At 43.5% G+C, this 10,743-nt stretch carries 10 protein-coding genes; 5 read left to right on the forward strand and 5 right to left on the reverse strand.

The window, feature by feature from the left end; all coding sequences use genetic code 11:
- The 3 genes from AC55NX_RS13910 (at position 1) to AC55NX_RS13920 (ending at position 4,298) form a co-directional block, all read left to right on the forward strand.
- The gene (locus tag AC55NX_RS13910) at positions 1–1,530 is read left to right on the forward strand and encodes a tripartite tricarboxylate transporter permease (RefSeq protein WP_496996291.1); all 1,530 of its coding nucleotides are present in this window, start codon (positions 1–3) and stop codon (positions 1,528–1,530) included.
- Between the two features lie 148 nt (positions 1,531–1,678).
- Positions 1,679–3,574 carry a DUF294 nucleotidyltransferase-like domain-containing protein gene (locus AC55NX_RS13915; protein ID WP_496996292.1) on the forward strand — a complete coding sequence of 632 codons (1,896 nt, stop codon included), beginning with the start codon at positions 1,679–1,681 and terminating at the stop codon, positions 3,572–3,574.
- Position 3,575: 1 nt separating this feature from the next.
- Positions 3,576–4,298, forward strand: a complete 723-nt coding sequence (locus AC55NX_RS13920) for a 3'-5' exonuclease (RefSeq protein ID WP_496996293.1) — start codon at positions 3,576–3,578, stop codon at positions 4,296–4,298.
- Between the two features lie 211 nt (positions 4,299–4,509).
- On the opposite strand, the gene AC55NX_RS13925 is transcribed toward AC55NX_RS13920, so the two are convergent.
- Positions 4,510–6,084 (reverse strand): BCCT family transporter, encoded by a 1,575-nt coding sequence (locus AC55NX_RS13925; RefSeq protein WP_496996294.1) that lies wholly within the window; start codon positions 6,082–6,084, stop codon positions 4,510–4,512.
- Positions 6,085–6,598: 514 nt separating this feature from the next.
- On the opposite strand from AC55NX_RS13925, the gene AC55NX_RS13930 reads away from it, so the two are divergent.
- Positions 6,599–7,075: a MarR family winged helix-turn-helix transcriptional regulator gene (locus AC55NX_RS13930; protein ID WP_021020369.1), complete on the forward strand. Its 477-nt coding sequence runs from the start codon at positions 6,599–6,601 to the stop codon at positions 7,073–7,075.
- Between the two features lie 87 nt (positions 7,076–7,162).
- Here the strand turns inward: AC55NX_RS13930 and AC55NX_RS13935 are convergent, their stop codons facing one another.
- Positions 7,163–7,633, reverse strand: coding sequence for a hypothetical protein (locus tag AC55NX_RS13935; protein ID WP_496996295.1), 471 nt, complete (start codon positions 7,631–7,633; stop codon positions 7,163–7,165).
- Between the two features lie 220 nt (positions 7,634–7,853).
- Here AC55NX_RS13935 and AC55NX_RS13940 point away from each other — a divergent pair, with 220 nt between their 5' ends.
- Positions 7,854–8,531 (forward strand): DUF2982 domain-containing protein, encoded by a 678-nt coding sequence (locus AC55NX_RS13940; protein WP_496996296.1) that lies wholly within the window; start codon positions 7,854–7,856, stop codon positions 8,529–8,531.
- 12 nt (positions 8,532–8,543) lie between these two features.
- On the opposite strand, the gene AC55NX_RS13945 is transcribed toward AC55NX_RS13940, so the two are convergent.
- From AC55NX_RS13945 to AC55NX_RS13955, 3 genes are all read right to left on the reverse strand, one after another.
- Positions 8,544–9,200, reverse strand: coding sequence for an MBL fold metallo-hydrolase (locus AC55NX_RS13945; RefSeq protein WP_496996297.1), 657 nt, complete (start codon positions 9,198–9,200; stop codon positions 8,544–8,546).
- 246 nt (positions 9,201–9,446) lie between these two features.
- The gene (locus AC55NX_RS13950; protein WP_496996298.1) at positions 9,447–10,043 is read right to left on the reverse strand and encodes a GTP cyclohydrolase II; all 597 of its coding nucleotides are present in this window, start codon (positions 10,041–10,043) and stop codon (positions 9,447–9,449) included.
- Positions 10,044–10,346: 303 nt separating this feature from the next.
- Positions 10,347–10,523 (reverse strand): hypothetical protein, encoded by a 177-nt coding sequence (locus tag AC55NX_RS13955; protein ID WP_059120705.1) that lies wholly within the window; start codon positions 10,521–10,523, stop codon positions 10,347–10,349.
- Positions 10,524–10,743 lie beyond the last annotated feature (220 nt).

A 10,743-nucleotide genomic window follows, 5' to 3' on the forward strand; every position in this document is an offset into this window, starting at 1 on the left:
ATGTTAGATGGAATTCTTCAGGGACTCAGTACAGCAGTCCTGCCGATGAACCTGATGATGGTGGTTGTCGGATGTTTTGTCGGGACCTTTATCGGCATGTTACCGGGATTGGGACCGATTTCAGCGATAGCACTGATGATCCCGATTACTTATGGACTGGAGCCTTCTTCCGGTTTGATTCTGATGGCTGGCGTCTACTACGGTGCAATCTTTGGTGGCTCGACTTCATCAATTTTAATTAATGCGCCGGGTTGTTCATCGACTGTCGTCACCGCTTTTGACGGATACCCGATGGCTCAAAAAGGACAAGCTGGTAAAGCATTAGCGCTAGCGGCCTACTCTTCGTTCACGGGGGGAACACTCTCCGCGATCATGTTACTGTTTGCAGCCCCGGCATTAGCCAGCGTCTCACTCAGTTTTCAGTCAGCCGACTATTTCGCACTGATGTTAGTGGGTCTGTCAGCAGTCGCTGCTTTTGCTGGCAAAGGGCAGGTATTGAAAGCATGGATGATGACCGTTTTAGGGCTGATGCTTTCTACCGTTGGGATTGATAAAGGTATCGGTGTGGAAAGATTTACCTTTGGTTTAACGGATCTGATGGACGGATTTAGTTTTCTGATGCTGGCGATGGCCACGTTTGCCTTAGGTGAAACGTTAATGGGAATCCTGAAGCCCGATGCTGATACGCGTCATACTGAAACTCAGAAAATGAGCGAACTCGGGAGTATGAAGATCAACAAAGAAGAGTTTAAAGAAGCAGCGCCGGTTGCCATACGCTCTTCGATTCTGGGGTTCTTTACCGGTGTTTTACCCGGAGCAGGTGCGACCATCGCTGCATTCCTCAGTTATGGTATGGAACGAAATCTGGCACCCAAAGATAAACAGGGATTATTCGGCAATGGCTCGATTCGTGGTCTCGTTGCACCGGAGTCGGCCAACAATGCAGCTTCCAGTGGTTCATTCGTACCGCTGCTGACACTCGGTATTCCCGGTTCAGGCACCACAGCCATTATGCTCGGTGCACTCATTGCTTATGGTATTCAACCCGGACCACGCTTATTTGTTGAACATCCGGATGTGTTCTGGTCAGTAATTATTTCCATGTACTTCGGCAATATCGTGTTAATTATTTTGAATCTTCCGCTGATTCCTTATATTTCGCGTCTGCTGGCTGTACCGAGAACTGTTCTACTGCCGATGATTCTGTTTTTCTCCATTACCGGCGTCTATCTCGTATCATTCAATACCATGGATGTTTTCATCATGATTTTGATTGCGATCGGAGCCATCTTGTTACGACTGGCAAATTTTCCACTGGCTCCGTTATTACTTGGATTCATCCTTGGCGGACTCATGGAAGAAAACCTTCGGCGAGCCCTGATGATCAGTGACGGCGAACTGAGTTTCCTCTGGGAAAGACCAATTACGCTTGCATTCACATCGCTGGCAGTTTTATTACTCATCAGCCCACTCTTCAGTGTCATTCTCAGTCGCCTGAAAACACGAAAAACCTCATTACATCATTCTTGATTTTGATGTGTAGCCCGGCTCATGTCGGGCTTTTTTACCTGCCCTGAATTTACTTTTTTCTAACAATCTCATGCTCTTCCATCGAACCCAACGTCACTTCCTGCTATGATGATAAAAATGCTCGTTATCTCGTTATAGGGAAACCTACATGCATACGGAATTATTGGAAATAAAACAATTTTTTGCCCAGTACCCACCATTCAACGAGTTTGAAGACGCTGTTCTTGAAGAGATTATTCAACAGATAGAAATCACCTATTTTCGTAAAGGAACCCCGATCATTCAAAGCGGCGACGCAATTCAGGAACTGTTCATGATCCGCAGTGGCGCTGTCGAAGTCTATCGACGCAAAGGTGAACTTTACAACCGTCTCTCGCAAGGTGACCTCTTTGGCCAAATGGGATTATTGACCAATAATAAAGTCGTTTTTCCTGTCACAGCAATTGAAGATACATTGGTGTATCGGATTCCGGAATTGCTGTTCCAGTCTCTGTATGAGAACTACGAAATTTTTGCTGACTTTGTCGAGGTCAACGATAAAACCAGACTGCGGCATGCTATTTCCAGTACTGCGGAAACCAATGATCTTTCCACCGCCAAAGTCAAAAATTTGCTTACCGGGGAAGCTATCTGGATCTCACCGGAAACATCTATCCATGAAACCGCACAAACAATGGCCGAAGAAAATGTCTCTGCCCTGCTCATTTTAAATACCGAGCAAACTGAGGCGGATGACCATGATGACAAACCGCAATTAGGTATCATCACAGACCGAGATCTCTGTACCCGAGTGTTGGCAAATGCCATTTCCCCTCAGCGCCCGATTCGTGAAGTGATGACAACGGAGCTGTTAACACTTGATCATAACGCTTATGTTTATGAAGCCATGATGGTCATGTTACGTCATCAAATTCACCATTTACCCATCCTGAAAGAGAACAAGCCGCTAGGTATCCTCGAAACAACCGATTTGGTTCGTTATCAGTCACAAAACTCGCTGTTGTTAGTCAGTAGCATCTTCCATCAAAATAGTGTGGATGATTTGGTTACCATTGCCGAGCAGGTTAAAGAGAGTTTTGTTCGGCTGGTCAATGAGGATGCCAATGCCCATATGATTGGCACAGCGATGTCGGTGATCGGCAGAAGTTTTAAACAACGCATTATTGAGCTGGCGGAAGCAGAATATGGTCCGCCACCAATCCCCTACTGCTTTCTGGCACTCGGCTCAATGGGAAGAGATGAACAACTGGTGGTCACGGATCAGGATAACGCGATTATTCTCGACAATCGTTATGATGCGAACAAACATGATGCCTATTTCAGTAAACTCTCTCAGTTCGTCTGTGACGCTCTCGCTCGTTGCGGTTATAGCTATTGTACCGGTGATATCATGGCCACGAATCCGATGTGGCGGATGACCCGTCAAGAATGGGAAATCTGCTTCTCCGATTGGATTGATGATCCGAATCCCAAAGCCCTGCTGAATGCGTCGATTTTCTTCGATCTGGATGGCGTTTACGGGCAAACTCGCTGGGCAGAACAACTCAACCGTTTTATTGTCAGACGTGCCCAAAGAAGCCCGCGCTTTCTCGCCTGTCTGGCCCGGAATGCGTTGAACCGCACCCCGCCTCTGGGATTTTTCAAAAACTTTGTGATGGAAAAAGATGGTCGCCACAACAACTCCATCAACTTAAAACGACGCGGGACGGCACCGTTGGCCGATGTTATTCGAGTTCATGCTCTGGCGATTGGCTCACATGCGAAAAATTCATTTGAGCGATTGGATGATATTATCGAATCCGGTCTACTTCCAAAAGGCGGTGGTGAAAACCTCAGAGATGCGCTTGAATTTATTTCAATGGTGCGTATCCGCCATCAGGCCTACGATGTTGAGAACCGTATTGAACCGGACAACAATATTGAGCCGGAAAATCTCTCGGACTTTGAACGACGTAACCTGAAAGATGCATTTCAAATTTTGAGCAATGCGCAAAACTTTTTGAAATATCGTTATAAAGCTAACAGTTCACCACGTTCATCATAAAATGCTAAAAAAATTACTGAAAGCCCCCAGCATTGAGTGGCAAAAAAAATATCAACTCAAACAGAAACGAGTCACGCACCCGTCTCTCAGTTATTTTTATCAACAATTACTGCCGGATGCTGGCACCCCGATTGAGGAAGTTGAGTTTCTGGCACTTGACTTTGAAACCACAGGGCTGAACCCGGCCAAAGATGAAATTGTGACGATTGGTGCGGTACCTTTTACGCTGGAGCGAATTAAACTGAGTCAATCTAAACATTGGCTGGTGAAACCTCGTCGTCCCTTGAAAGAATCTTCCATCATTGTGCATGGCATCACGCATACAGATATCATGGATGCACCTGATTTAAACGAGTTCCTTGATGAAATTCTCCATCTTATGGCGGGGAAAATCATTGTCGTGCATTACTATCCGATAGAGCGACAGTTTCTCGATCAGGCACTGAAGAAAAGAATTCAAGAAGGTATTGAGTTTCCGGTCGTTGATACTATGAATATCGAAGAACGAATTTTGGTACAGCAATCCGGTGGTATTCTCAATCTGATGAACAGTTTTAAAAAGAAACCGTCAGTACGCTTAGGAAATACGCGGGAGCGTTACGGGCTGCCACTCTATCCACTGCATGATGCACTGTTCGATGCACTCGCTACGGCAGAACTCCTTCAGGCACAGATTGCCCATCACTATGATTGCTCTCGGCCGATCAGTGACTTTTGGATATAAATCCCCCTAGCAATCCGCAAAGAATTTGCTGAAATCGCTCACGACGGAACCCATACCTGACGGTCCCATCAAGTGCGTCAGGTATTAAGATAAGAGCCATTTGACGAGACATAATCTCAGCTATATCTCGCCCGGTGGCTTTACTCAGACAGAAAAAAGCCGGCATAAGCCGACTTTTTCAAAACACCCGAAACAATCAATTTAATTTAATTTAATTTAATCGCTCGGTTTTCATTCCCATAACCAGACTGACACACATCATAAGCAGGACAAATGTGAATGGCAGCGCTGTCGAAATGGCACCAGCTTGTAATGCCTGAACCGCTTCTGTCCCGCCAATCCATAGCAGTGCAATTGCAATCGCCCCCTCAATCGAAGCCCAGAAGATTCTCTGAGGAACAGGTGCATCAACCTTACCACCCGCAGTGATACTATCGATAACCAGTGAACCGGAGTCAGAAGAGGTAATAAAGAATACCAAAACTAACACAACACCGATTAAAGAAAGTATTTTGCCGTAAGGCAAGACATCGAACATCTGGAACATTGCCAGTGAAACTTCAGTAATCCCTTTATGGCCCAGTTCACCAACTTGATGAACCATTTGATCGATTGCCATACCACCGAATACAGACATCCAAACCACAGTTACGAGTGTCGGAACAAAGAGCACTGCAGTGATAAATTCTCTCACCGTACGACCTTTTGAAACCCGGGCAATGAACATACCGACAAATGGTGACCAAGAGATCCACCAAGCCCAGTAGAATACAGTCCAGCCTTGGAACCATGCTTCATCTTCACGGCCATGAGGATTACTCAAAGGAATGATATTTTCAATATATGAAAGTAACGTTGTCTTAATTGAGCCAAACGTAACGGCATAGCCAATCAGACCTACAGCGACCAACAACAAGAAAGCAATGATCATATTGATATTCGATATAACTTTCACACCGCCATCAATACCACGAACCACTGAAATCACTGCCAGCATAGTGACCGCAATAATAACGACAATCTGTAACCCGATTCCGGCATCAATCCCGAAGACATGATGAATCCCACTCGCAGCCTGTTGTGCACCAAGCCCTAACGACGTCGCCAAACCAAATAATGTTGCAACGACGGCGAGAATATCGACCAGATGTCCGGGCCATCCCCAGGCACGGTCTCCGAGTAACGGATAAAAGATTGAACGAATTGAGAGTGGCAGTCCTTTGTTATAGCAGAAAAATGCCAGTGACAGTGCAACAACCCCATAAATGGCCCATGGGTGTAATCCCCAGTGGAACATGGTTGCACCTAAAGCAAGCTTCGCCGCATCAGGCGAGTATGCTGCAACATTTAACGGCGTTTTATACCATCCGGTATAGTAGGCTACCGGCTCAGCAACACTCCAGAACATCAGCCCGATCCCCATCCCAGCGGCAAATAACATCGCCAACCAAGAAATATAAGAGTAATCGGCTGTTGCTGATTGCCCCCCCAAACGAATTTTACCGAATGGTGAAACGACAAGAATCAAACAGAAAACCACAAAAATGTTACCAGACCATATAAATAGCCAGTCAAAGTTGCCGATGATTTGCCATTTGATGCCATCTAAAGCGGATTTAGCTGTTTCAGGATCCGTAATTAACGTCGCAACAAGAAACAACAGAATCAGTCCTGCGCTAATACCAAACACAGGGTTATGGACATCAAAACCCCATTTCTGAACATTATCCTGCCCGACAGTATAATCCGTACTGTCGATGCTATATTTATCAATACCTTTGGTCATAATTCCCCTCGTTATGATTTAGCCATCAATTTATTATTACCTATCCCTAGGCGAATCAGCTAAAAATCATTTGAACACACAATGAACAACACGTCATCGTGCAGCTTAATCTATCTTAAACTAATTAATAATGCCATCAATCGGTTAAAATATAGCCTAAAAAACAGATTATATAGAATTTTATGGTTAAAAATGCAACGCATCTAATCCACCTATCAACAGGATTGTTTTGTGTACTAATATTTTATACAGATTACAATTTTATGAAAACCAATAGTTACTTTATGAAAATCCATAGTTACATTGTCACAAATGACACCATTGCAACAAAATGACATTCATGTCATCCTTTGAACAACTCAGCAAACACACCTCCAGTAACCTTCTTTTCTGGAGATAATTGCAAAGAAGACGATGGCATCAATACTTTTCTTCTGTGAATAAGTAGGGTAATGTCCGTGTTATTGTCATCCGTATAAAATATTAGTAATCACTCAAAGTCTGGATATTGATTTTGGAAAAACATGAAGAAGTACTGGTTGCTATACGCCAGATCATCCGAGCTATTGACCTTCACTCAAAAAAATTAAGTAAAATTGCAGGACTCACAGGGCCGCAACTGATTCTTATGCGCTCGATTGAACAGTTAGGTGAAGTCACGATACGTGAGCTTTCTCGTAATACCAATATGAGTCAGGCCACTGCCACGACTATTCTTGATCGTCTTGAAAGGAATGGTTATGTACGCCGTGTTCGTAGCGTAACAGACAAGCGAAAAGTTCATGCTCATCTGACGGAATTCGGCCAAGAGCTGTTACATAAAGCGCCGCAGCCCTTACAGGATAATTTTGTTTCTCAGTTTCAACAGTTGGAAGAGTGGGAGCAGACACTACTACTCTCTTCGATTCAGCGTCTTTCAGCCATGATGAAAGCAGACAATATTGATGTAGCACCGATGTTAGAAATCGGTAGCATTCTGAATCACGAGTAACCCATTGACGGTAGCGTAGTACCTTGATGTTGCCAAAAGATCCAGCGGAATAACATCACGACTGGATCTTTTCAGAACGTATCCGGTTTAAGTGCGCTTATAAAGTACCTTATTCCCAGCCAATTGCACTTTCTCAACAAGGTTGTCTTCTAAAAGTTTTTTCAGTGCCCCAGTTGCCCAGCTAGCTGCCTTTGTTTCTTCTTGGCCCGCTTCTAGTCCTATGCTTTTCGGATTAATTCCATCAGCATGTTGAGTCACAATGTCTAGCACTTGAGCCTGCTTCGGGGTGAGATTTTCGTTGACGATTTTCGCTACCTTTGGCTGACTCGAAGAAACAGGGGTCTGTGTCTTCATTTCAGACTGTTTTAAAGTCGGGTTTACAGCAAAGGTTTTCATGCGCTTTTGCAGTTTATTCTGCACATTACGCTTATGAGCAAGTCTCATCGAATATTCTCCATTACAACTGCCGAGACAGTATTCATTAAACAAAGTGCGGTTTATATCAAAATATTGCTCTAATTTATAGGCAGCAGAAATGATTTGGCATGAAAAGTTCACTTTTAGGCCAAAAGTGATTAAAAACCAAGCAAAACAGTCTCGCTAAACTAACAATGAGACGGGGACACTGTATCTTCTGAATACTTGACGATATTATATTCAGATAGTTTAATAATATCAGAACCCAAGTCTTATTTTTCTGGATATTCGCTTTCTTCAGATACTGGCGATTTTAGCCAATAGAAGAAAGAACATAGAGCCAAATGATTGTGGAACAGATATGCAGACGGTTCATCTTTCGAATTTTGAATTTGATTTTCACCAACGCTCCGTACGCTTAGCGATAATTGCGTATGCTACAATCGCCCTGCTTATCATCATGACAGCAAACACATTCTCTCTGGCTTTGGCTTATACCGCATTATTCTCAGGGATCGCTGTTCTGCTCTATTGGCTAATCCGCAAAAGCCAGGTGCGCTATACGCTGACCGCAACCCATTTTCAACAACATACGTTTCGGGGCGGTTGGGTGGTCAAGTGGAACAACATCCAAGAGATTAACCAATGCACCTACAATATTGATGGTTGGCATCAACCGCTACCATGGGTCGGTATCCGCCTGAAGTCCTATTCACCTTACCTTGACAGTATTTGTCCGCGAATTATCAGTGAGATTTTACTGTCTCAGCGCGGATTGCTCTATCTGGGCATGAAACAACATCACATTCGACTTTCCGAGTTTGAAGATATTGTTCTGGATCCGAGTTTATATAAATCAGCAGACGGGCAGCTATATTCCGGTTTACTGGCGATGCTGGCAAACCGGATGAGCTATCAAAGAAATTATCATGGATATGATATATTCATCCCGATGAGCGATTTGGGCATTCAAGGCGATGAACTGATTGGGATGACCAGACGCTATATTGCTGCGGCAGAGCCGGAGCAGCCCCGTTAATCATCCTCCTAATTAATAGAGTGGCATTTCATCAGCAACAAAAGGATTTGAAGCACGTTCATGACCAAATGTTGACTGTGGACCATGACCGGGAATAAACGTAACATCATTACCCAATGGCCAAAGCTTAGTTTTGATCGAACGAATCAATGTCTCGAAGTCACCTTGAGGAAAGTCCGTTCTTCCGATACTTCCCTGAAACAAAACATCACCGACAAAAGCAATCTTTGCTGATTCACTGAACAAACAAACATGACCTGGGGTATGACCCGGAGTGTGGTAAACCTGAAGCACTTGCTGACCAAAAGAGACCGAATCCCCCTCATTTAACCACTGATCGGGATCAAATGAAGTCGCCCGGGGAAACCCGAACATCTGACTTTGCTTTTCCAGTTCTTGCAGCCAAAACCGATCAGCCTGATGAGGGCCAATAATATCGACAGCGCCAAGCGATTGTTGCAGCATCTGAGTACCACCAACATGATCGAGGTGTCCATGTGTTAAAACAATGTGGACAATCTGTACACCTAACCCCTGAATCACTTCCGCAAGATGCCTTTCATCACCACCGGGGTCAATCACGATGCCCTTCATTGTTTCATCACACCAAACAATTGAACAATTCTGAGCAAAAGCCGTTACGGGGACTATTTGATACTGAAGAGACATATTTTTCCTTATTAAGCCAAATTTCAGTGAACTATGACACTCCAAGATAGGTTTGACAAGGATTGGCTCAGCGACAAATCATCCATTCAAATAGCCTCCTGCACTCACTACAAACTCAAGTCTGAGAATCTCTCTTTCCTGTCGCAATGAACGCAGAGGCAGTATTTACAATCTATGATGGAATGACATCAAAACATGTAAAAAATCGATGAGGCGATGGGATGACCATCAGTTCAATGGTTTTACTTACAATGAGAGTTTATGCTTACCATAACTAACTTTCGCTTTCAGATAGTTGGCATTACCAGCTTTAATGTGGGCTGCGGTATGAACAATCTCGACAATTTCAATGCCGTGTGTTTTCAAGTCATTTACTTTCTTGGGGTTATTGGTGACTAAACGAATTTTTGTGATATTCAGGGCCTTCAGCATCTGGGCAGCTTCAGAAAACTCTCTGAGATCGTCATCAAAACCAAGCTTTCGGTTTGCTTCGTAAGTATTCAACCCCTGACTTTGAAGTCGATACGCATCGATCTTATTATATAAACCAATTCCTCGCCCTTCTTGGCGAAGGTAAAGGATGATTCCACCAGATTCTCCCATTTTAGCGATAGTTTCTTCTAGTTGTTCACCACAGTCACATCTTGATGAGTGAAAAACATCCCCCGTCAGGCACTCTGAATGCATTCTCACTAAAGGAATTTCTTGATTTAAGTCTGCAGATTTAAAAATCAAAGCAACGTGTTCTTTATCTGTATTCAAACCGTTAAAAGAGAGGATCTCAGCATCAATATCACTTTTTGCTCCAACTTTTAAATCCACTCTGGCTCGGACATCCGCCATATCAGTACTCTCTTACTCAGATATTTCTATATTGATAACAATCAAAACATTTCATACTTGCGTCCCCACCAAGAATATAGAGGTGACGTTATAATATTACAAATAGAAAATACCACTAGATGCCCGAGAGAAAAAGAGATTATTCTCTATTGCAGCGTAATCCTTTCAAATCATCGCTATCAAACGCCACCAACCAGACGAATAAACAGCTCCATATAATGGTATAGCTGAAAACTCTAAACATAAAAAAACCCGGTAATCAGTTGATTCACCGGGTTCCTTATATCTATGAGTCGCTACCTGTCAATGCGTCTGCGATTTTTTCCACATGATCAGCTCGATCCAAACTCTTTCAATCTGCTCCAGCTCTTCATCAGTTAAAAGTGACAATGTTGAAGACGTATTTGGAAATGCATGCGCGTGCTGCGCCATAATCTGCTGGTAGAAATCTTTCTTCAACTGAGTTACTTGAGAGTCCACTGCATCTATCCATTATCGGTAACAAGTAAAAAAATTTTATCATTTTCTCATTTGTTGTCCTATGAATATTCAATTATTGGAATTATTATCACATTTAATGTTACTTTTTTTTGCTAAGAGCAACTGAGTAACTTGTTAATTTCATTGTTAATTACGATGTCAACCCCAGACAGAACCAATAACAAGCGGACTAATCGCATAAAAAAACCGGGCTGTTTGC

It is taken from the genome of Vibrio rubrogenes (assembly GCF_059641415.1).

Excerpts from the sequence above, each read along its gene's own strand:
- AC55NX_RS13910 (WP_496996291.1), top strand. The coding sequence starts at position 1 with ATGTTAGATGGAATTCTTCAGGGACTCAGTACAGCAGTCCTGCCGATG.
- AC55NX_RS13915 (WP_496996292.1), top strand. The coding sequence starts at position 1,679 with ATGCATACGGAATTATTGGAAATAAAACAATTTTTTGCCCAGTACCCA.
- AC55NX_RS13920 (WP_496996293.1), top strand. The coding sequence starts at position 3,576 with ATGCTAAAAAAATTACTGAAAGCCCCCAGCATTGAGTGGCAAAAAAAA.
- AC55NX_RS13925 (WP_496996294.1), bottom strand. The coding sequence starts at position 6,084 with ATGACCAAAGGTATTGATAAATATAGCATCGACAGTACGGATTATACT.
- AC55NX_RS13940 (WP_496996296.1), top strand. The coding sequence starts at position 7,854 with ATGCAGACGGTTCATCTTTCGAATTTTGAATTTGATTTTCACCAACGC.
- AC55NX_RS13945 (WP_496996297.1), bottom strand. The coding sequence starts at position 9,200 with ATGTCTCTTCAGTATCAAATAGTCCCCGTAACGGCTTTTGCTCAGAAT.
- AC55NX_RS13950 (WP_496996298.1), bottom strand. The coding sequence starts at position 10,043 with ATGGCGGATGTCCGAGCCAGAGTGGATTTAAAAGTTGGAGCAAAAAGT.